The 20,213-nt window shown below is 62.5% G+C and carries 20 protein-coding genes and 1 riboswitch; of the genes, 12 read left to right on the forward strand and 8 right to left on the reverse strand.

Going from position 1 to position 20,213, the window contains the following annotated elements; genetic code table 11:
• Positions 1-2 precede the first annotated feature (2 nt).
• Both DBV08_RS22965 and DBV08_RS22970 read left to right on the forward strand, forming a co-directional pair.
• On the forward strand, positions 3-2,702 hold the full coding sequence (locus tag DBV08_RS22965) for a LuxR C-terminal-related transcriptional regulator (protein ID WP_124568948.1): 2,700 nt from the start codon (positions 3-5) through the stop codon (positions 2,700-2,702).
• A 38-nt stretch (positions 2,703-2,740) separates the two neighbouring features.
• On the forward strand, positions 2,741-3,166 hold the full coding sequence (locus tag DBV08_RS22970; RefSeq protein WP_095970855.1) for an HIT family protein: 426 nt from the start codon (positions 2,741-2,743) through the stop codon (positions 3,164-3,166).
• Here DBV08_RS22970 and DBV08_RS22975 read toward each other — a convergent pair.
• Entirely contained in the window at positions 3,151-3,888 is a 738-nt protein-coding gene (locus DBV08_RS22975; RefSeq protein WP_095971015.1) for an alpha/beta fold hydrolase, read from the reverse strand. The two genes, DBV08_RS22970 and DBV08_RS22975, sit on opposite strands and share 16 nt — an antisense overlap.
• Before the next feature lie 45 nt (positions 3,889-3,933).
• On the opposite strand from DBV08_RS22975, the gene mhuD reads away from it, so the two are divergent.
• From mhuD to DBV08_RS22990, 3 genes are all read left to right on the forward strand, one after another.
• Positions 3,934-4,242, forward strand: coding sequence for a mycobilin-forming heme oxygenase MhuD (gene mhuD / locus DBV08_RS22980; protein WP_007726927.1), 309 nt, complete (start codon positions 3,934-3,936; stop codon positions 4,240-4,242).
• A gap of 114 nt (positions 4,243-4,356) precedes the next feature.
• A riboswitch (cobalamin riboswitch) is annotated at positions 4,357-4,488 on the forward strand.
• Positions 4,489-4,492: 4 nt separating this feature from the next.
• A complete protein-coding gene (locus DBV08_RS22985) occupies positions 4,493-4,687 on the forward strand; it encodes a CbtB domain-containing protein (RefSeq protein WP_003945915.1) in 195 nt (64 codons plus the stop codon).
• Complete coding sequence (locus DBV08_RS22990; protein WP_095970854.1) at positions 4,678-5,454, forward strand: CbtA family protein; 777 nt, start codon at positions 4,678-4,680, stop codon at positions 5,452-5,454. The genes DBV08_RS22985 and DBV08_RS22990 overlap by 10 nt, the downstream gene beginning before the upstream one ends.
• 60 nt (positions 5,455-5,514) lie before the next feature.
• Here the strand turns inward: DBV08_RS22990 and DBV08_RS22995 are convergent, their stop codons facing one another.
• On the reverse strand, positions 5,515-7,350 hold the full coding sequence (locus DBV08_RS22995; protein WP_124568949.1) for an NAD(P)/FAD-dependent oxidoreductase: 1,836 nt from the start codon (positions 7,348-7,350) through the stop codon (positions 5,515-5,517).
• Positions 7,351-7,563: 213 nt separating this feature from the next.
• Here DBV08_RS22995 and DBV08_RS23000 point away from each other — a divergent pair, with 213 nt between their 5' ends.
• On the forward strand, positions 7,564-9,027 hold the full coding sequence (locus tag DBV08_RS23000) for an MFS transporter (RefSeq protein ID WP_124568950.1): 1,464 nt from the start codon (positions 7,564-7,566) through the stop codon (positions 9,025-9,027).
• Between the two features lie 39 nt (positions 9,028-9,066).
• On the opposite strand, the gene DBV08_RS23005 is transcribed toward DBV08_RS23000, so the two are convergent.
• Entirely contained in the window at positions 9,067-10,212 is a 1,146-nt protein-coding gene (locus DBV08_RS23005; protein WP_124568951.1) for a hypothetical protein, read from the reverse strand.
• 220 nt (positions 10,213-10,432) lie between these two features.
• Between DBV08_RS23005 and DBV08_RS23010 the strand changes: the two genes are divergently transcribed.
• Together DBV08_RS23010 and DBV08_RS23015 are read left to right on the forward strand one after the other, a co-directional pair.
• Positions 10,433-11,212, forward strand: coding sequence for an acetoin reductase (locus DBV08_RS23010; RefSeq protein WP_095970851.1), 780 nt, complete (start codon positions 10,433-10,435; stop codon positions 11,210-11,212).
• Positions 11,213-11,289: 77 nt separating this feature from the next.
• Positions 11,290-12,558, forward strand: coding sequence for a GAF domain-containing protein (locus DBV08_RS23015; RefSeq protein WP_124569058.1), 1,269 nt, complete (start codon positions 11,290-11,292; stop codon positions 12,556-12,558).
• Here DBV08_RS23015 and DBV08_RS23020 read toward each other — a convergent pair.
• The 3 genes from DBV08_RS23020 to DBV08_RS23030 are packed head-to-tail and all read right to left on the reverse strand — an operon-like array spanning position 12,537 to position 15,294.
• Positions 12,537-13,181, reverse strand: a complete 645-nt coding sequence (locus DBV08_RS23020; protein WP_234036727.1) for a DsbA family protein — start codon at positions 13,179-13,181, stop codon at positions 12,537-12,539. The genes DBV08_RS23015 and DBV08_RS23020 overlap by 22 nt on opposite strands.
• Before the next feature lie 55 nt (positions 13,182-13,236).
• Entirely contained in the window at positions 13,237-13,890 is a 654-nt protein-coding gene (locus DBV08_RS23025) for a response regulator transcription factor (RefSeq protein ID WP_124568952.1), read from the reverse strand.
• A 48-nt stretch (positions 13,891-13,938) separates the two neighbouring features.
• Positions 13,939-15,294 carry a sensor histidine kinase gene (locus DBV08_RS23030; RefSeq protein ID WP_124568953.1) on the reverse strand — a complete coding sequence of 452 codons (1,356 nt, stop codon included), beginning with the start codon at positions 15,292-15,294 and terminating at the stop codon, positions 13,939-13,941.
• A gap of 24 nt (positions 15,295-15,318) precedes the next feature.
• Between DBV08_RS23030 and DBV08_RS23035 the strand changes: the two genes are divergently transcribed.
• Both DBV08_RS23035 and DBV08_RS23040 read left to right on the forward strand, forming a co-directional pair.
• Complete coding sequence (locus tag DBV08_RS23035; protein ID WP_095970846.1) at positions 15,319-15,834, forward strand: DUF4352 domain-containing protein; 516 nt, start codon at positions 15,319-15,321, stop codon at positions 15,832-15,834.
• Positions 15,831-16,313: a hypothetical protein gene (locus DBV08_RS23040; RefSeq protein ID WP_124568954.1), complete on the forward strand. Its 483-nt coding sequence runs from the start codon at positions 15,831-15,833 to the stop codon at positions 16,311-16,313. The genes DBV08_RS23035 and DBV08_RS23040 overlap by 4 nt, the downstream gene beginning before the upstream one ends.
• On the opposite strand, the gene DBV08_RS23045 is transcribed toward DBV08_RS23040, so the two are convergent.
• Together DBV08_RS23045 and DBV08_RS23050 are read right to left on the reverse strand one after the other, a co-directional pair.
• The gene (locus DBV08_RS23045) at positions 16,288-16,722 is read right to left on the reverse strand and encodes an OsmC family protein (RefSeq protein ID WP_095970844.1); all 435 of its coding nucleotides are present in this window, start codon (positions 16,720-16,722) and stop codon (positions 16,288-16,290) included. The genes DBV08_RS23040 and DBV08_RS23045 overlap by 26 nt on opposite strands.
• Positions 16,723-16,820: 98 nt before the next feature.
• Positions 16,821-18,044 carry a TetR/AcrR family transcriptional regulator gene (locus tag DBV08_RS23050; protein WP_124568955.1) on the reverse strand — a complete coding sequence of 408 codons (1,224 nt, stop codon included), beginning with the start codon at positions 18,042-18,044 and terminating at the stop codon, positions 16,821-16,823.
• Positions 18,045-18,384: 340 nt separating this feature from the next.
• Between DBV08_RS23050 and DBV08_RS23055 the strand changes: the two genes are divergently transcribed.
• Positions 18,385-19,374, forward strand: a complete 990-nt coding sequence (locus DBV08_RS23055) for a nitronate monooxygenase family protein (RefSeq protein ID WP_095970843.1) — start codon at positions 18,385-18,387, stop codon at positions 19,372-19,374.
• Positions 19,371-20,150, forward strand: coding sequence for an enoyl-CoA hydratase (locus DBV08_RS23060; RefSeq protein ID WP_124568956.1), 780 nt, complete (start codon positions 19,371-19,373; stop codon positions 20,148-20,150). The genes DBV08_RS23055 and DBV08_RS23060 overlap by 4 nt, the downstream gene beginning before the upstream one ends.
• Positions 20,151-20,213 lie beyond the last annotated feature (63 nt).

Raw genomic sequence — 20,213 nt, forward strand, 5'->3', positions numbered from 1 at the left:
AGATGGATCGAGACAATCCGCCCAAACTCTTCAATTACTGCGGGGCGCGAAAGCAGAAAGGGTCCGCGCTGATGTTCGGGATGGACGGCCATGACTGGGCAGCTATTCCCGAAAGGCGCACTCTCTCGACGTCGATTCCCCGGCAGGCACTGTTCTCGAAACTTGACCGGCGCGCCGCGCTGACCATCGTCCGTGCACCGAACGGTCACGGGAAATCGTCGTTGATCGCATCGTGGCTGCGCGCTCATCTGGCATCCGAACGAATACTCGTCTGGGTCTCGGCCCCACAGCCCTCGTCGACTCTCGAAGATTTCTGGGCCATTGTCCTCGATCGAATCCATGCCGCCGGAATCGCACTGCCCGACATCGACGATCTCGCCGATCCTTTCACCGCTGTCGCCAAATCCCTGAACGCCCTCAGCCGCCCCGTGCTGCTCGTGCTGATCAGGCCGGATCTGACAGCGGAACCAGAGTTGGACGATCAGCTGATCGAACTCCTCACCCTCTGCCACAACCTGGACCTCGTGGTCACGCTCTCGGGCTTCGGCATGTTCTCCGAGCCGTACCTGCTCGACACCGACCACGAGGTGATAAGTGCGAGTGAGCTGTTGTTCACGACAGCCGATACCGCCCATGTGCTGGAACAGGCCGGCGTACAACCGACTGACGGTGATTCCGAACAAATCACATCCTTGACGGGAGGACTGCCCGCGCTTGTTCGCGTCGCCGTTCCCGCCGTCCGCGTCTCCGGCACCGGCACCGGCACCGGCAACCGCGGGCAGATGATCAAAAAGAACATCGTGCGGGCGATAGACGATTACGTGAACAATTCCGTTCTCACCACCGCCGAGCACGTGAAGCAACTCGAGTTCCTGCTCGCGACGGCCTTTGCGCGATCGATCACCGTCGACATCGCCGCAATGCTGTTCGAGTCCCAACGCCCGGACGCTGCCGAGACCGTTCATCAGATTCGCGCGCGCCTGGCGATACTCGAGACATCCGGATTGCTGTCGCGGGTCGAGACCGAAGCAGAAGAAACCTGGGAGTTGCCGCCCGCAATTCGTCGATCGATACTTGCGCGCCACACCCACGCTGGAATCGATCCAGCGCAACGTCTTTCGTTCCTCGCGCACAATCGACTCGACAACGGTCATCACGCGTCAGCACTGGACTACGCTGTCGAGGCAAAGAACTGGACACTGGCAGTAGACATCGTCGAGCAACACTGGGTGACGATGATCGTCCACAACCTGGACTCGGTTCGCTCTGCCCTCCAACGGATTCCGATGGAAGCTGCAGACAAACACTCTGCCGTGGAGGCGGGGCGCGCTCTGTTCACGATGCATCCGAGCGAGCGCTCGGCGGTCGTCGACTTGCTACCCGAATCGCCGACCGAACTGTGGGAGCTCGGCAGCGAGGCCGGCGCGAAGGACGCCTTGAGCATTGCCTGCGTTCAATCGATCATGCTCAGGATGGCCGGCGAGTACGGGCTCGCGGCAGAAACCACCAGGCGCCTGTCTCACCTCAGTCGCAGTGCGCTGGAGAACAACCCGGAAGCCGTCAGCGCGCAACTCCCTCTCATGCGACTTCAATGGGCGATCAATTTTCAATTGAGCGGCAGGCTCACCGAATCCACGATCAAGGCCCGAATGGCCTACCACGGCGCGCTGTCTCACGGAGTCGACTTCATCGCTCGCAACTCCGCGGGCAGTGCCGCACTGAATTGGGCGCTGGCGGGTGAACCTCGCCAGGCCGCATACTGGTTCGAGCTCGAGCAAAAGCACCCGGACCCTGGCGGTTGGCTGGAACCTGTGGTCAAGATCGCCGGCCTCACGGCACGGGTGCTCGAGGCCCTCGACACACTCGACTTCGACGACGCACGCGGGACACTGACCGAACTCGGTCTACCTTCCGACACCGAGGAACTGTGGGCATTCGTCGTCTATGCACACTGCCAATTCGCCTTGACCTCCGGCGACCGAACGTCGGCACTACTGTTGCTCCACAATGCGATCGAAGCGCATTCCATGCAGTACACGGCTACCTCTTTCGCGCTCCCGCTGATGCAATCCGCCGAGATCGATCTCCTGCTCGCTCTCGGAGAGGGAAACAAGGCCGCAGCACTGGCCAAGGAGATCATCGATCCCGCGACCAACCCGTGGACCCTCACGTCGGTGGCACGCCTACGACAGCGGATCGGCCAGAACGAAGCCGCGGTCGCCCTGTGTCACCAGTTCGACTGGTCCGGCGAGTCGTATCCGCGAGCACAAATGGAATCGCTTCTGGTGCAAGCGGTTGCACACTCCGAGTTGGGTGAACCGCGCCTCGCCGCGCAGGAATGGTCCAGAGCGTGCAGTATCGCGGATCAGACCGGACTTCTGCGTTCGTTCGCGACCATCGCATCGGCTGATGTCGAGAAGCTCGAATCAATGGCGAAAACGAATTCGCCCGCACTCGCCGAGTTCGCGAAAAAGCGTCCTGCTGAATCCTTTCCGGAGATCGTTCGCATCGTCGAGCTCACCGAACGCGAACAGAAGGTCCTCTCACTTCTGGCACTGGGAATGGGGTCGGCCGCGATGGCGGACAAACTGTACGTGTCCGTCAACACCGTCAAAACTCAACTACGTACCCTCTACAAGAAGCTCGACGCGCACAATCGAAACGAAGCGATCACGAAGGCACGTCAGCTGCGCTTGCTGTAGTCCCGGTTCGGAACTGATTCGGACTACATTCTGAAGGCATGAGCACCGATACCTGCGTCTTCTGCAAGATCGTCGCACTGACCGAGCCGGCAATTCTCGTTCACGAGAGCGAGACGACTCTCGCATTCCTCGATGCCCGACCGGTGAGTCGGGGACACACTCTGGTGGTTCCCAAACGCCATGCAGAAAACCTCGATGCTCTCGAAAGCAACGAGGGCGCTGAGATGTTCCGCGTCGGGACGCTCATCGCCGGAGCCCTTCGCCGCTGCGACATCGCCGCTGACGGAGTCAACTTTCTGGTCAACGACGGTCGCGCCGCGGGCCAAACCGTGTTCCACTCGCACCTGCACGTCGTCCCACGCCATCGCGGCGACAAGGCTAAGTTCGCTGCCGGACTTCTGGCCAGAAGAGCCGTCGAACTGGAGCAGGTGGGCGCGTCGATCCGCAGTCAACTCACTGTCTGAAGGAACTCCGTCACCACGTCACGGTAACGCTGCGGTTGATCGTCGTGGACCAGGTGACCTGCATCGGCAATACGTACGTACCGGGTTTCCGGCCTCTCGGCCATCTCACGCATCTGTCCTTCCGGAGTGATGGTGAACTCCCCCTCGATGAGCAAGGTCGGCACCTCGATCGCCTTCCACTGATCCCAGAAATGCCGCGTACCCCACTCCTCCGAGATGTCACGAAAGGTCGACACCTCGCCGTGCAGGTACCACCCGTCGTCGCGGCGGTCGAAAGAGTCGAGAAAGTACTGGCCGGCGACGGGGCCGAAGAATTCCTTCATCGCGTCCTCGGAAGCGAACGGCTGCGGCCACGCCGAGATCATCTGAGCCCAATCCGCCGCGGTGCGTCCGCGAAAATCGGGAGCCATGTCTTCGAGGACGAGGGCACCGACCTTGTCGGGGTGCGCGGCGGCGAAGCACCAGGCGTGCAGCGCCCCCATCGAATGCCCGATCACGATCATCGGACCCTCGACGGAAGCAACAGCAGACGCCAGGTCCTCGACGAATGCCTCGGTGGTCAGTTCAGCAGGCGCAGGCCTGCCGTGACCGGCGGCGTCGAAGGTGTAGACGTGGCCGAACTCGCGGATCCACGGCACGTGGCGACGCCACGTTCGTGAGCTGCCCATGAGGCCGTGCAACAACAGAATCGGTTGTCCCGTTCCACCTTCGTCATGCAACACGAGTGTCACGGTACGCGGTGAAGGTACGCGGGTAATGTCGCTTGCATGGCAGTCGTGAAGATCAATGCAATCGAGGTCCCCGAGGGCGCCGGCCCCGAACTGGAGAAGCGCTTCGCAGCACGCGCTCATGCAGTCGAGAACTCACCGGGCTTCCTCGGATTCCAACTCCTCCGCCCCACCGCAGGTGAGAGCCGCTACTTCGTGGTGACGCAGTGGGAGTCCGAGCAGGCATTCGCCGATTGGCGTGACGGCCCTGCCCGCGAAGCACACTCCGGTGAGCGCGCGAAGCCTGTCGCTTCGGGTGCGTCGTTGCTGGAATTCGAAGTTGTCCTGGACGTAGCCGCCAAGAGCTGATTTCGTGGATTGCGCTCGCCGCGGCGGGCGCAATCCCTGCTCAACTCGGCTTCACGCGTTGACACGGTGCGGGCAGTAGTGCAAAAGTTCGCATGTAAACGCGATGGTCCGACAGGAATCCGGTGAAAGCCCGGAGCGGTCGCGCCACTGTAATTCGAGGTGAAGTGTCTTTTCGGCACGACCATTTCGACAGCCAGACACTTCGGCCATCGCATGGACCTAGGGGACGCGAAAATCCCAGGAGGCTTCGATGGCTCTCGCCTATTCTCCCGATACGTCGATCGACTCGACTCGTCTGGCTTTCCTTGCCGCTGCAGTAGTGCTGTTCGCGATGCTCGCTCTCTACCTGGTCGGATTCGACCAGGGCGCTATCTCTCGCACCGGTATGTACATGCATGAACTGATGCACGACGGTCGCCACTTGATGGGCCTGCCGTGCCACTAGTCGACAATTTCACGAAGCTTCTCATTCGTGGTTTGTTGGCTGGTTTGATCGCGGGCATCCTTGCCGGCGGAGTTGCGTTCGTGCTGGGTGAACCGCACGTCAATGCTGCCATTGCGATCGAAGAAGCCAACAGCGCCACCGGTGAGGCTGCCGGCGAAGCCGCTGGGCATTCGCACGGGGACGAAGAAGAACCACTGGTGAGCCGCGACGGGCAGCGCGCCGGGTTGTTCCTGGCCACAGCGCTGGCCGGACTGGCACTCGGCGCGATCTTCTCGGTCGTCGCGAATTACGCGCGACGACTCACCGGGATGTCCGGACCGTTGTTGGCGATCACCATCGCCGTCGGCGGTTGGCTGGCCATCGAGGCCGTGCCGTTCTTCAAGTACCCGGCCAATCCGCCTGCCGTCGGAGATCCGGACACCATCAACCAGCGCACACTGCTGTGGCTGGCCGCCGTGATTCTCGGACTGCTGTCCGTCACCGCAGCGGCAGCGGCAGCAAAGGCAGTTTCCGGACACGAGTTCCTCAGTGTGCGCATCGCTGCTCCGGTGGCCGCGTTCCTGGTGATCGTCGCGATCGGTTACGTCTCGCTTCCCGGCATCAACGAGGTGGGTGAGGATTTCCCGGCAACTCTGCTGTGGGAGTTCCGGCTTTCCTCGCTCGCTACACAGGCGACGCTGTGGCTCGTACTCGGATTGGCATTTGCCTTCCTCACCGAGCGCGCGACCAAGAACGCCGACGTGGCGAAGAAGTACGCCCTTCGCTGAACCTGCTGTGCGCCTTTATTAACCGCGGGCGGTTAATAAAGGCGCACAGCAGTTCTCGTTTCAGCTCAGGTGATGCACTTCCTGAAGCCCGTACACCGGCGTCGGAATACCCTCGTAGCGCGCCTTCAACTGCAACGCGAGGTACAGCGAGTAGTGCCGGGACTGATGCAGATTGCCGCCGTGGAACCAGAGCGCCTCCTGCTGCGTGGGCTTCCACATGTTGCGCTGCTCGCCCTCCCACGGTCCCGGATCCTTGGTCGTGTTCGAGCCCAGGCCCCACACCTTGCCGACCTTGTCCGCGGTGTCCTGTCCGATCAGATCGGCCACCCAACCGTTCATCGAGCCGTAGCCGGTCGCGTAGACCACCACGTCGGCCGGCAATTCCGTACCGTCTTCGAGGATCACGCTGTTCTCGGTCAGTTCACGAATGTTGCCGTGCGCGAGCTTGATGTCTCCGTTGGCGACCAGTTCGGCGGCACCGACGTCGATGTAGTAACCCGATCCGCGGCGTAGGTACTTCATGAACAGACCCGAACCGTCGTCGCCCCAGTCGTGCTCGAAACCGGCCTTCTCGAGGCGATCGTAGAAGTCCTTGTCGCGCTCACGGATTGCGTCGTACACCGGGATCTGGAACTCGTGCATGATCCGGTACGGCAGCGAACCGAACGTGAGGTCCGCCTTGTGCGTCGTCATGCCGGCGGCAAGCGCACGCTCCGAATACAGATCGCCCAGGCCCAGATCCATCAGCGAATCCGATTTCACGATGTGCGTCGAGCTGCGCTGCACCATCGTGACGTCGATGCCGTTTTCCCACAGAGCGCCGCAGATGTCGTGCGAGGAATTGTTGGCCCCGATGACCACAACCTTCTTGCCGACGTACTGATCCGGGCCGGGGTGCTTACTCGAGTGGTGCTGATCGCCGAGGAACTTGTCCTGCCCGGGGAACGTCGGGACGTTGGCCTTGCCGGACATACCCGTCGCCATCACCAACTGCTTGGGACGCAGGGTCAGCTTCTCGCCGTTGCGGTCGACCTCGACGGTCCATTCCTGGGTCTTCTCGTCGAACGACGCCGAGGTGCAGGTCGTGGAACTCCAGTACGGCACCTCCATGACCTTGGTGTACATCTCGAGCCAGTCGCCGATCTTGTCCTTGGGCGCGAACACCGGCCAGTTGTCGGGGAACGGCATGTAAGGCAGGTGGTCGTACCACACCGGATCGTGCAGGCACAGGGACTTGTAGCGTCCGCGCCACTGGTCGCCGGGTCGCTCGTGGCTGTCGATCACGATGGCCGGCACTCCGAGCTGACGCATCCGGGCACCGAGCGCGATTCCGCCCTGCCCACCGCCGACGATCACGACGTAAGGCTGTGTGGTGTAACCGAGTTCGCGGTCTTCGATCTCCTTCTGCTCGGCCCACGTGACGCGATTCGGGTCTGCACCGTGCTTGGCGCCGCGCGGGCGGCGAGTGCCCTTGCCCTCCTCGTGGCCCTTGAGTTCCTGCAATGACGTCAGCAGAGTCCAACCTTCATCGCCCTTCAGACGAAGGTGCCCGTGCGCACGCCCGGTGGCAGTCTCGAATTCGATCCAGGCCGACGTGACGCCGTCGGCCTCGTCGGGCGTCTCGGTGGTCCGGAACCCCGAAGGATCGGTGTCGTCGAGTCGTGCGGAGAGCATGTCGGCGATCTGCTCGCGACCTTCGACGGTCTTGATGTTCCAAGTGAACGACACCAAGTCTCGCCAGAAACTGTCGAGTGCGAATTTGCCTGCAACACGCTCGATGTCACGAGCGGCAAGTGCCGACTCGAAATCCGCCAGCCAGGCATCGACGCGCTCCTGCGGTGTCACCGCCGTCAGCTTCACCTCGGGGGCGACTGCGGAATCGATGGTTTGCGTCATCACTTCTCCTTGTTTGTGAATGTGACACACAGCACATCGCATCAGTGGCCCGGGTCACAAGCGTTGCAGCCTGTTGCAATCCGCCCCACTGTGACCAATCCCTCGATCACAAAACTAGTTGAACAATGCAACGATATGTACGATTCAAACCGCCTTCGACGGTGCGCACCCCTTCGCATCCGGAACCACCCGCGATATGCAAAGGAGACGCGCATGGCACGAGCAGGCGCTATTGCCGAGCGGACGGCCCCCGCCGTACGACCTGGCGGACTTGTCGGCGTACTGGCGTTCATCGGCATCCTCGCCGCACTCATGCAAACGCTTGTCGTCCCACTGATCGCGGAACTACCCACACTGCTGAACACGACCGCCTCGAACGCGTCGTGGGTCGTCACTGCGACGCTCCTGGCGGGCGCCGTCGCTACACCGATAGCCGGGCGTCTCGGGGATCTGTACGGCAAGCGGCGGCTGATTCTGATCTGCACGATCCCGCTCATAGTCGGATCGGTCATCTGCGCAACTGCCAGTTCTCTGATTCCGATGGTGATCGGACGCGGATTGCAGGGCATCTGCGTCAGCCTGATCCCACTCGGCGTCAGCGCACTACGCGATCTGCTTCCGCCGGAGAGACTCAATTCTGCAATCGCTCTGATGAGTTCATCCATGGGAATCGGCAGCGCACTCGGCCTGCCGATCGCCGCGGCAGTAGCTCAGAACGCCAGCTGGCGGGCACTCTTCTGGGGATCAGCGGCGCTCAGTGTGCTGATACTGATCCTGACCTGGTTCTTCGTCCCGGCGACACCGGTACACAAGGTCGGCGGACGGTTCGACCTGATCGGCGCGATCGGGCTCGGAGCCGGCCTGATCTCACTCCTGCTGGCCGTATCGAAAGGCGGCAGTTGGGGATGGACAAGCGGCACCACCGTGAGCTTGTTCGCGACCACGATCATCGTTCTTCTCGGCTGGGTCTGGTTCGAACGACGCACCGACGACCCGCTCGTGGACCTACGTGTGACGGCGAAGCCGCAGGTGTTGCTGACCAATATCGCTTCCATCGCAACTGGATTCGCGATGTACACCCAGTTCTTGATCATCCCGCAACTGCTGCAACTACCGGAGTCCACCGGTTACGGCATGGGACAGTCGATGTTGGCGATGGGCCTATGGATGGCGCCACCCGGATTCGTGATGATGGCGGTCTCTCCACTCGGCGCACGCCTCACCGCACTGCGCGGGCCCAAGTTCACACTCATCACAGGCGCGCTCGTCCTCGCTCTCGGTTACGGATCTTCGATGCTGCTGATGGGCTCGACGTGGGGGCTGCTGATCGTCGCCTGCATCGCCAACGCCGGCATCAGTCTCGCGTACGGTTCCATGCCCGCCCTCATCATGGGCGCGGTCCCGCCGTCCGCCACTGCTGCTGCCAACAGCTTCAACTCCTTGATGCGCTCGATCGGCACGTCTGTGTGCGCCGCCGTCATCGGCGTCGTTCTCGCACAGATGACCATCCAGGCCGATGGCCATATCCTGCCGTCGGAAGCCGGCTTCCGCACCAGTCTGTTGATCGGATGCGGGTTCGCCCTGCTCGCCGCAGCGATCGCGCTGTCGATTCCCGTCCGAAAGATGTCTTCCCGCAGCAAAACACCCGTCGAGTCGATCTCCGCTGCAAACGTCTGACCGATACCGGTTGCCCGCACCGTCGTGCGGGCAACCGTGTCACCCCTCAGCAGGTTTCAACTTGCCGAGTCCCAGCGACTGAAATCCCACGACGTAGAACAGGGTCCACAGCACAGCCCAGTCCACGAAACCCAGTGCGTTCCCGTGTAATCCGTCGACGACTGCCGGCTCGTGAAGAATGTTCTCTGCCGCAAAGCGGTAATAGAACAGGAAGGTCACCACCGCGAGCACAAACGTGAGTAGCGCGCGGATCGCGAGGTTGACCCCGTCCGCAAAACCCGTCGGCTTGTTGCCGAAGGCGTTGGCCCAGAAGATCATCCAGAACGCCCAGCACACACCGAGCTGCGCCGGGAACTGATGGACCACGCCACCCAACTCGGCAACAGCATCGCTTCCCACTAGTGCCTTCACGACCGGAAGTGCCACGAAGTACAAGCCGGTTCCCGCGGCGAAGTTACCGATCGTGGCTGCGAGCGCCGTCTTTCCACCACCGCCGAACAGTCGCCACGGCCAGTTGTCGAGCGTCTGACCGGTCAGGATCACGACCACCACGACGCAGTAGAACCAACCGAGCACGGTGTCGACGGTCATCAACGGATCCGTGGCGGAAAGCGACACGGACGGCAGGCCGAACACGAAGTACAGCGCCAGCGTCGGGACGGCGACAAACGCGATCTCACACAACCCCACCAGCGGTTGCTTCATCCCGAGGGAAGTCCACGGCCAGTGCTGCCAGTTCAGGACCACCATCACCCAGGTCCCGAATCCGAAGAGCACGAACAGCGCACCCGCGAAATAACCGAGACCGCCCTCACGATCGGCCGCGAAATCCGGGTACAAGCTCCCCAAACCGTGTGCCAGGAGCCACGTCACCACGACGGCGAAGACCGCGGTCGCGGCCATGATCGCCAGCCCCTTCGCCGGCTGCGGGAGTCGATCGAAGCCGGCGAACTCGCAGTTGAAGCCGATGAACACCACAAACAGGATCGCCCAGAAAAGCGCCGCGTTGAACGGCAAAGGATAGAAATTCCACGGGCTGGTGGTCGGATCTGCCAGAAGGTACCAACTCGCCACGGCCAGCACGAGAACGATCACAAGATTGGTGATCCCGAACCCGATCCAGCGGCGTGACGGTGGCCGGTTCGGCGTCGCCGGTTCTGTGGGTGTGTCGACTGTAGCGGTCATGTTCCCTCTCCCAGATTGTCTCGCAAGATGATTCGCGAAGTGGTCGCGCAACTATGAAGCTGTCGCGCGGGGCACCGGGAGGGTTGCCGAGGGTTGCAATCGCAGTCCGATTCTTCGGAATTGCAACACCGTGCAACCCTTCCGCATTGTGGTCGTCGTCACATACAAATCACTCACCGGTTCACGGCTAACCGTTTCACTACCAACGAGGAGAAACTGCATGAGCATCACGGGCAAGGTAGTTCTGGTCACCGGCGCCGGCCAAGGAATAGGACGCGGAATCGCTCTCCGCCTCGCCCACGACGGCGCCGACATCGCACTGGTCGACCTCGATCAGACCAAGCTGGATGCGGTTGCCGACGAGATTCGACAGATCGGGCGTCAGGCGACCACGTTTGTCGCCGACGTCAGCGATCGAGCACAGGTGAACGCCGCTGTCGAACACGCACACAAGGAATTGGGCGGATTCGACGTCATCGTCAACAACGCGGGAATCGCTCTCGTCGGCCCGATCTCCGACGCGACGCCGGAAGAGGTCTCCAAGATCTGGAGCGTCAACGTCGACGGTGTGCTGTGGGGAATTCAAGCTGCAGCAGCAAAGTTCCAAGCGCTGGGACAACGCGGAAAGATCATCAACGCCTCGTCCATCGCCGGCCACGACGGATTCGCCATGCTCGGCGTCTACAGCGCCACGAAATTCGCGGTCAGGGCCCTCACTCAGGCCGCAGCCAAGGAATACGCGTCCGACGGAATCACCGTCAACGCGTACTGCCCCGGCGTCGTGGGAACCGACATGTGGGTGACGATCGACAAGAGGTTCGCCGAACTGACCGGTGCGCCGGAGGGCGCCACCTACGAGAAGTTCGTCGGCGGAATTGCGCTGGGTCGAGCTGAAACCCCCGACGATGTAGCCGGTTTCGTCTCGTACCTCGCCGGGCCCGATTCCGACTACATGACCGGGCAGGCCGGTCTCATCGACGGCGGTCTCGTCTACCGCTGACCGAAGTGTCGTCACTGAGAACGGTGCCTTCGCCGAAAACGGTGCCCTCGCAGAAAAGGCGGTTGCCCGAACCCGCGATGCCACCCGGCGAGGATCCTCGCGACTACGCGAGGACCCTCGCCGCGGTGTACGACGCGACGATGGCCGGAGACCGCGCACCGGCCCGACCCAGGGACGTGGTGCGCCAATCGTGGCAGCGCCTGCGCGAACTCGGTATCGACCCCGAGCACAACCGGGTCGAACCGTCGATGGACGTTGCCGAACTCGATCTCCGTCGTCGTGAGTCCGGACTGTACGACGTGCTCGACGACGTCACGCGTGGACTCGAATCGGTCACCGCAAGCGGTGAGAACATCATGGTCGTAGCGGACCTTCGCGGAACTGTGCTGTGGCGCAGCGGTTCCCATCGCGTACTCGACCAGGCTGCGCGTCTGGGTTTTGTCGAAGGGGCGAACTGGGCCGAGGACAGCGTCGGTACCAACGCCATCGGAACGGCATTGGTGTCACGACAGGCGGTGCAGATCTTCTCGGCGGAACACTATGCGCGTAGCCACCATCCGTGGACATGTGCGGGGGCACCCATCCGCGATCCGCGGGACGACCGTGTCATCGGCGTGGTGGACATCAGTGGTCCGGCGAAGACCGTCCACCCCACGACGCTCGCTCTGGTCGACGCCGTCGCACGCCTCGCCCAATCACACCTGCGGGACAAGCACAGGGACAATCTCGATCAATTACGTTCTGTTGCAGGGCCGATGCTTGCCCGTAGCGGGTCACCCGCATTGGTGATCGATACTCATGGATGGGTCGCAGCGGTCGACGCACTCCCCCATCGCTCGCGCGTGCTGCTTCCCGCAGCTTTGGCTCCCGGCAGAACGTGGTTTCCGGCTCTGGGCCTGTGCGAACTGGATCCGCTCCCCGGCGGGTGGCTGGTTCGTCCGATCACCACCGGCGAGAAAATCACCGCTCCCACGGTGCATATCGATCTGCGCGATTCCGAGAACATGTCGGTGACCGTCACATCCGGGTTCGGCGAATGGGCGTACTCCCCGACCCAGCGGCACGCCGAGATTCTGTTCCTCCTCGGATCGGAAAGACGAGGACTGACTGCATCTCGGTTGGCGCAAGACCTGTTCGGTGACCCGGCCCGCACGGTGACTGCGCGGGCCGAGATGTCACGTCTGCGAAAGAACCTTGCCGGAGTTGTTGCAGCGCAGCCGTACCGGTTCGTCGATGCAGCGCACGTGACGTTGTCCTGCCCCGTGGACGGCGCGCATCTGTTGCCGTTCTCGAACGCGCCGGCAGTACGTGCCGCTCGCCTCACTCAGGCCGGTTCGGAGGCCTGAGTAAGCAACTGCAGAAACACCTCTTCGGGCTGAGCGCCCGACACTGCGACCGCACGGTTGGCAACGAAGAACGGAACACCACTGACTTGGAGTTGGCGGGCCATGGACAGATCCTCGCGCACGGCCTCGGCGGCGGCATCGGAGCCCAGTTGCTCGCGCACCACATCGGCATCGAGACCGACGCTCACGGCCAGCTCGACCAACACCTCACGGTCGTCGATCACCTTGCCGTCGCTGAAGTGAGCCTTGAACAGCGCTTCGAGGAGTTCGTTCTGCCTCTCACCCGCGAGATGCAGCAACCTGTGCGCATCAAAGGTATTGGCGGCGATCACGGTGTCGAAGTCCAAGGTCAACCCGACCTCGGCTGCCGTCGCACTGACATGGGCGAACATCTGACGTACCTGATCAGGCGCCATCCCCTTCATCTCGACCAACGCGTCGAGTTCGGTACGGCCCGCGCCCACCGGGGTCTCCGGAGCAAGCTGGTACGAGCGCCAGATGACGTTGACGCGGTCCTTGTTCTCGAAACGATCCAGAGCCGAGAGGAACCTGGTCTTTCCGATGTAGCACCACGGGCAAGCGACGTCCGACCACACTTCGATGGTCACGTCTTGGTCAATCACGATTTGATCAGTCACCGAAGGTGCAACAACGAACAGGGGCGGGATTAGTCCCGAGTCACGTGACCAGGCCACACCGGAACGCGATCAACGACGCACCCACCCGGTTGGGCACGCCGAGCTTGGCGAACAGTGAAGAGATGTGCGTCTTGACGGTGGTCTCACCGAGGTACAGCCGCTCCGCGATGACGCTGTTGGCCGCGCCTGTCGCCAGGATTGCCAGCACTTCACGCTCGCGTTCGGTGAGCGACGCGAGGGGAGTCTGATCGGGGGCTTGCCGACGCGGCGTCGAGGCCACGATGGCGCGCAGAGAATCGCAGCTGAACAACGAGTGGTCGGACGCCACCACTCGTACTGCCTGCTGGAACGCCTGTGGAGCCGCGTCCTTGCTCAGGAAACTGTGCGCACCCGCCTCGACGGCCTGCACGACCATGTCGTCGACGTCGAAGGCTGTCATCGCAATGACCTTCGGCGGATTGCTCATGGTCATCAATTCTCGGGTGGCCTCCAGGCCACCGACCCGCGCCATCTTCAGATCCATCAACACAACGTGCGGACGAAAACGCGTGACCTTGGCTACGACCTGATCGCCGTCTTCTGCCTCGGCAACCACCACGATGTCCGGCGCTGCTTCCAGGATGTCCTTCATTCCGCGCCGAACCCAGGCGTCGTTGTCGACGATCAAAACTGTGATGCGCGAGTCAGCGTCCATAGTGCGCTCAGATTACCCAGAGCCCCCGACAGTGAGGGGGTGGGCGGGCTACGACGACCAGGGCACCCAGCAACTGACGAGGAAATCGTCCCCCAACGCGCCGGCCTCGACCTTGCCGCCGATCTCTCGCGCCTGTTCGGCCAGTCCGCGTAGACCTGATCGCGAACCGATCGACGTCATGGGTGCAAGCTCGCTGAGCTTGTTGCGTGCGAGGATGCGGATTCCGTCGTGCGGCGACCCGGTCACCGAAATGACGAGCATCTGGTCGCTCGCGTATTTCTGGACATTGGTCAGTGACTCCTGCACGACGCGATAGCAGACATGCCCCGCCAACATTCCGACGTCACCCGGGAGCAACTCGGATTCGAGACGGCAGAGAATGCCAGCGGCGCGGGCACTGTTGACCAGATCTCCGATCGCGTCGATCCCTTGATGCCCACCGTGTTCGCGACGATCACCATTTCCTCTGAGCACTCCGACGATTCCCTTCAATTCGTCCAAAGCCTCGTGCGCGGTCGTTCTGATCATCGCAGCCGTGTTGACGACCTTCTCGGGATTGTCTGCCGCGCTCACCTGCAGCCCGCCGGCGAACAACGAAATCCGGCTCAAGCTGGCGGCGATCGTGTCGTGCATGTCGCGAGCGATCCGCGTTCGTTCCTCGGTGCGAATCATCTCGTCGCGCATCACGTCGGTTTTCTCGGTGGCCAGATCCCGTACGTGCTCGGCCTCGACGAGTTCGGTCCTGGTCCGGATCAGGAGAGAGAGCGCCACGACGATGCCGACCATGACGGCCGCGACGAGCCACGGGATCCAGATGGCGACGTCGTATTGAACGACTGCCGAACCGTCCTTGGGTTTCATGGTGCCCATCGTGAGAACGGAGTACTCACGATTTCTAAAAGCGTCGTAGGTCAACGAAATTCCGCACACGACGAAGACAGCTGCCGCAGCGGCAGCAAGCCGAGGCCCACGTACGATCCGGGCAACGGCGAACAACGCGATGAGCGCCGCCGTTGCATCAGTGGGAAAGAACAGCGGCCCGACCAGCGTGATCGCCAGAACCACCCAAGGATGCTGATGGCGCCAGACGAGCGATACCCCGCCGGCAACGCCCAGGACGAACCCGATCCCGACCAGCACCGGTGGCATGTTTCCCGACGAACCGGCGATGCCCACCGTCATGAAGGAACAGAAAAGGCTGAACGCGACGGCGGTGGTGGTCCATACGCGCCGTCGCACAACAGTTCCTTGGGTGGTGATCACCGAGCAAGCGTATCGACCGCCACCGACGCCTCGAATCAGCCGAACGGGTGGACGGACCGCCAGGTTCCGACCGAAAGGATGAGGCGGACCGATCTTTCGGCTGAAGCGGTGAGCAGTCCTCACATCGTTGACTTGTGCCATACCAACTCTCGAAAGGCGCACATCATGCGATCACTCCGCACTCCCCTCGTCCTCCTCGCCGTCGGCGCAGCCTTGTTCGCAACCATCGCCTCGGGCGAAACAGACGAAGCGAAGAAGGTCGACGACAACGGTTCGTCCACCGCTCCTGCGGCTGCCTTCGGCATCGGTGACGTCGTCGAGCTGGGCGACTGGCGCGTACAGGTACACGGCGTCGTCGATCCTTACGTCTCGACCAATCAGTTCATCACCGCTGATCCCGGAAACCGTTACGTGGTGGTCGACACCGAGGTCACCAACAACAGTGACAAGCCGTCGACTGTCTCGTCGATGATGTGCTTCGAATTGCAGGACTCGGCGAACAAGTCGTACAACATCACGTTCACCGACAGCAGCACGTCGAGTGTCGACGGAGAACTTGCGCCGGGCGCTGCCAAGCGAGGCGAACTGGCCTACGAGGTCCCCGAGGCCGCAACCGGCCTGCGCCTTCAGTTCAAGTGCGATCTGTTCTCGTCCGGCTCGGCAACGATCAACCTGTCGTGAACCGTCCGGGCGATCTGCTGCTGAGTCCGTGGGCGCTGGTTTCGGTGGCGATCATTCTGATCAACGACCACGCACTCAAAGGCGCCTTCGGGAACATGGTGACGGGCAAGCTGTCCGACGTCGCCGGCGTGTTCCTGTTTCCCCTGCTTCTGCTCTCGGTTTTCGAGGTGCTCAGGCGAAACCTGGTGGGGCGAGCAGCGATCGCCTGGTCCATCGCGGTCACGGGTATCGGCTTCGCCGCGGTGAAGGTGGTCCCGCCGATCGGTGACGCGTACGAGTGGGTGATCGGGTTTCTCCGCCTGACCGCAGGAGGATTCCGCGGAGATCTCTTGCCGATCCTGGTCTATCGCGATCCATCGGACCTGTGGGTGCTCCCGATACTGTTCGCGAGCTACCTGGTCATCACACACAACCGCACTCGGGCGCCGGAGGGGGCGCCCGAGCACGAGTTGATCAGTCCAGGGCCGCATCCAACGTGATGTCGACGCCGGTCAGTGCCTTGCTGACCGGGCAGGTTTCCTTGGCCGCCTGGGCGACCTCGGCGAAGCCGTCGGCGTCGAGGCCGTCGACCTCGGCGCGAACGGTGAGCTTGATTCCGGTGAGCTTGAAGCCGACCGTGTCGGGTCCGAGCGACACGTCCGCGGTGATGTCCAGGCTCTGCGGGGTTCCGCCGGCCTCGGCGATCAGGGCCGACAACTGCATCGCGTAGCAGGAGGAATGTGCCGCGGCGATGAGCTCCTCGGGGCTGGTGGTTCCGCCGGCCTCCTCAGCTGCGCGCTTGGGGAACGACACGTCGAAGGTCGCGACGCCCGAGCTGGTGAGTTCCACCTGCCCCGAGCCGGCCTCGAGGGTGCCGTTCCAGGCGGTGCGTGCGGTACGAGTTGGCATTGCTGTCCCTACTTCCGTCTTCACATGATTCGGTGAACGCCTTGCGATCACGAACCTACCCGCGATACGTGACGTCACACCTACTGTTTCGGACGGGACTACCCGAGGAGCGTCGCGGACAGCAGTTTCTCGACGCGGGCCTGTGCGGAGTTCTCCGAGGAAAAGTGCACGATTCTGCCGATGTCGAAGACAAGCCCGAGCGCCGCGTGGACGAGGAAACGCGCTTGGACGATCGTCAACTCCGGCCGTGCCTCGACGCACAGGTGCGCCCACTCCTCGACGTTCAAACGCTGAATGTTGCGCAGCTCGGTCCGCGATCGATCAGGCAAGCTGCCGATCTCGGCAAAGTACACGGCCAACAGTTCACTGGTTCCGAACGAAACCTCGACGTACATCTTCGCCAACGTCTCGACGGCTGCGAGAGGAGTCTCGGATTCCGCCAACGCCGAACCCAACGTCATCGTCAGACGATCGGACGCTCGGTGGAAGGCCGCAGCCAGTAGGTCGGCCTTGCTCGCGAAGTGCCGATACACACTCGACGCGTTGATACCCGCCGCGGCGCCGATCTCCTCGATGCTCACGTCGTGATACCCGCGCTGATAGAACAGCAGGACTGCTTCCTGAAGCAGCACTTCACGTTTCGACGTCCGCACGAGGCCGTTTTTGCGTTCGGACGCCGCCGCCCCCGCGCCGCCTTCCACACCGACCGGCAGTTCGACGCCGACGACGGACCAGCATGCCGCAAGGATCAGCGCTTCGATCTGCTTGGCGGACAACGCCGATCGATGCCCGGTGATACTGGCGATCACGCTGAGCACAGCGGGTGCGATGAGCTCCACATCCGCCGGGTCGAGTTCCGGGCGAACTGCGGCCAGCGGCTCGGCAATCCGAAGATTGAGCGTGCGCATTCCCACCCGCAACTGCTCACGATCCTCGTCGACCAGGTAGCGCCCCTCCCAACGGTAGAGACCTCCCCTACGCCGATTCTCGATCGTCGCGCGAATGACGCCCACCATCGTGGAGTTCAACTGCTCGCGTGGATCGTCGTTTCCGTGCACCGCGGGATCGCTGGCATCCAACAACGCCTGGGTCAGGTTGTTCACGGTGTAGACGAACAGCGCGTATTTCGTGGGGAAATGACGATAGAGGGCAGGCCCGGAGATTCCGACCTTCGCTGCGATCTCGTCGATACCCACCGCGTGGTAGCCACGTTCGCTGAATGCTTCCGCAGCAGCGGCCGCAATTTGCGCCTTCCGATTCTTCGGACGCGTCCGTGGTGCAGGGTCGCTGCCACGCACGGAGACGCGTGTCTGTCCGGGCACCTGACCCTCCACTTCCGTTGCTTTCTCTTGCACTGCCTTCGTCCGCTGCACCGCACTTCTACAGGCGTGAGTCCGAACGGATCATGTTAACCGTCACGAAGGTCGCAATTCGCGCCCGGTACAGCTTCACCCGAAACCCTACAACGCGGCTGTCGCGCCGGACGGATTCCGGAAAAAGAGTCTTGACACCCGCTCTCACACCGGTGTTATGTTAGTGACGATTCGCACAGTCTTGCACGTAGTCCGCTAGCGGGCTCGTTCCTCGTGGCACGGAGTTTTTCCTTGCCCACAACAGGGTTCGATGCCGATTGACCGACCGTAAGAAAGTAGTTGTGAGCACATGATTCGCACTCGCTTCACCGAAATGTTCGGCGTAGACCACCCCATCGTGCAGGGCGGCATGATGTGGGTAGGGCGCGCAGAACTTGTTGCGGCCACGGCAAATTCCGGTGCCCTCGGGTTCCTGACGGGTCTCACCCAGCCCACACCGGAAGACCTCGTCAAGGAAATTGCTCGCACTCGCGATCTCACGGACAAGCCCTTCGGTGTCAATCTCACTATTCTGCCGTCGATCACGCCACCGCCGTACGCCGAATATCGCCAGGCGATCATCGAATCCGGAATCAAGATCGTCGAGACGGCCGGTTCGAATCCGATCGATCACCTTCCGCATTTCAAGGACGCGGGTGTGAAGGTGATCCACAAGTGCACTGCAGTTCGTCACGCGGTCAAGGCCGAGAGACTGGGCGTCGACGCCGTCAGCATCGACGGATTCGAATGCGCCGGGCACCCCGGCGAGGACGACATACCGGGGCTGATTCTGATTCCGGCTGCCACGCAGCAACTCACGATTCCCGTGATCGCCTCGGGCGGAATCGCAGATTCTCGTGGACTCGTCGCGGCCCTCGCGCTGGGCGCGGACGGCGTCAACATGGGAACTCGATTCATGTGTACCGTGGAATCCCCTGTAGCGCAATCGGTTAAAGAACAGATTGTCGCCAACACCGAACGCGACACCAAGCTGATCTTCCGGACCCTCCACAACACCGCACGCGTGGCCGCGAATGCGATCAGTGCCGAAGTCGTCGACATCGAGGCGCGCGGCGGCGCACAGTTCAGTGACATTCAGCATCTGGTCGCCGGAGCGCGCGGACGCAAGGTCTTCGAAGACGGCGATCTCGACGCGGGCATCTGGTCGGCCGGCCAGAGTCAAGGCCTGATCAACGACATCCCGACGGTTTCCGACATGATCGACCGCATGGTCTCGGAGGCCGAACACATCATCACCTCACGGCTTTCCGGATTCGTCACCGCGGTGAGTGCGGCATGACCGCCACCGCCGAGACGGGCTTCCGCTCCGAGATCACCGACGGTGTAATGCGATTGACTTTCGACCGCCCCAAGCGGATGAACGCGATCGACCTGCCCACGATGAGCGCTTTCGCCGCCGCCGTCCGAGACGGCGGCGCAGACCCGGCAGTTCGTACCATCGTCATCACCGGCTCCGGTCGAGCGTTCTGCACCGGCGCCGACCTCGCCGCAGCTGCGGTCAACCCCGCAGACCCGAAGGTCGTCATGGATGCGGCGACTTCGCTGATTCGCGCCGTCACCAGCGCCCCGGTCCCGGTGATCGCCGCGGTCAACGGTCCCGCCGCCGGCGTCGGAGTGTCCATCGCGCTGGCTGCGGATCTGACGTACGCAGCATCGAGCGCGTACTTCCTCCTCTCGTTCGTCAACATCGGCCTGATGCCCGACGGCGGCGCCAGTGCGCTGGTACCGGCAGCGATCGGACGAGCCCGCGCGGCGGAGATGGCGTTGCTGGGTGAGAGGGTCTCCGCCGACGACGCAGAGCGTTTCGGGCTCGTGTCCCGCACCGTCTCCGACGAAGATTTCGCCACACACATCCAGTCGATCGCCGATCGAACGTCCAAGGCTCCCCGCCGTGCCCTCGAACTCACCAAAAGAGCGCTCAATGCGGCTACGTTGGATCGCCTCGACGCCGCGTTGGAGCTCGAAAATATCGGGCAGGCAGAACTTCTCACCGGTGACGACTTCAAAGAAGGCGCGACGGCGATGCTTCAGAAGCGCGCACCGCAGTACAAGTAACCCTGCGAATTTTCGTTAACAAAACCCCTGTGCACATCGACGGCTCACTGTAGCCTGAGTCAC

It is taken from the genome of Rhodococcus sp. KBW08 (genome assembly GCF_003852455.1).
GTDB lineage: Bacteria > Actinomycetota > Actinomycetes > Mycobacteriales > Mycobacteriaceae > Rhodococcus_F > Rhodococcus_F baikonurensis.

What these genes read in the sequence shown, in the direction of transcription:
- DBV08_RS22965 (WP_124568948.1), top strand. Translation starts at nt 3, where the DNA reads ATGGATCGAGACAATCCGCCCAAACTCTTCAATTACTGCGGGGCGCGA.
- DBV08_RS22970 (WP_095970855.1), top strand. Translation starts at nt 2,741, where the DNA reads ATGAGCACCGATACCTGCGTCTTCTGCAAGATCGTCGCACTGACCGAG.
- mhuD (WP_007726927.1), top strand. Translation starts at nt 3,934, where the DNA reads ATGGCAGTCGTGAAGATCAATGCAATCGAGGTCCCCGAGGGCGCCGGC.
- DBV08_RS22985 (WP_003945915.1), top strand. Translation starts at nt 4,493, where the DNA reads ATGGCTCTCGCCTATTCTCCCGATACGTCGATCGACTCGACTCGTCTG.
- DBV08_RS22995 (WP_124568949.1), bottom strand. Translation starts at nt 7,350, where the DNA reads ATGACGCAAACCATCGATTCCGCAGTCGCCCCCGAGGTGAAGCTGACG.
- DBV08_RS23000 (WP_124568950.1), top strand. Translation starts at nt 7,564, where the DNA reads ATGGCACGAGCAGGCGCTATTGCCGAGCGGACGGCCCCCGCCGTACGA.
- DBV08_RS23005 (WP_124568951.1), bottom strand. Translation starts at nt 10,212, where the DNA reads ATGACCGCTACAGTCGACACACCCACAGAACCGGCGACGCCGAACCGG.
- DBV08_RS23010 (WP_095970851.1), top strand. Translation starts at nt 10,433, where the DNA reads ATGAGCATCACGGGCAAGGTAGTTCTGGTCACCGGCGCCGGCCAAGGA.
- DBV08_RS23015 (WP_124569058.1), top strand. Translation starts at nt 11,290, where the DNA reads ATGCCACCCGGCGAGGATCCTCGCGACTACGCGAGGACCCTCGCCGCG.
- DBV08_RS23025 (WP_124568952.1), bottom strand. Translation starts at nt 13,890, where the DNA reads ATGGACGCTGACTCGCGCATCACAGTTTTGATCGTCGACAACGACGCC.
- DBV08_RS23030 (WP_124568953.1), bottom strand. Translation starts at nt 15,294, where the DNA reads ATGGCACAAGTCAACGATGTGAGGACTGCTCACCGCTTCAGCCGAAAG.
- DBV08_RS23035 (WP_095970846.1), top strand. Translation starts at nt 15,319, where the DNA reads ATGCGATCACTCCGCACTCCCCTCGTCCTCCTCGCCGTCGGCGCAGCC.
- DBV08_RS23045 (WP_095970844.1), bottom strand. Translation starts at nt 16,722, where the DNA reads ATGCCAACTCGTACCGCACGCACCGCCTGGAACGGCACCCTCGAGGCC.
- DBV08_RS23055 (WP_095970843.1), top strand. Translation starts at nt 18,385, where the DNA reads ATGATTCGCACTCGCTTCACCGAAATGTTCGGCGTAGACCACCCCATC.
- DBV08_RS23060 (WP_124568956.1), top strand. Translation starts at nt 19,371, where the DNA reads ATGACCGCCACCGCCGAGACGGGCTTCCGCTCCGAGATCACCGACGGT.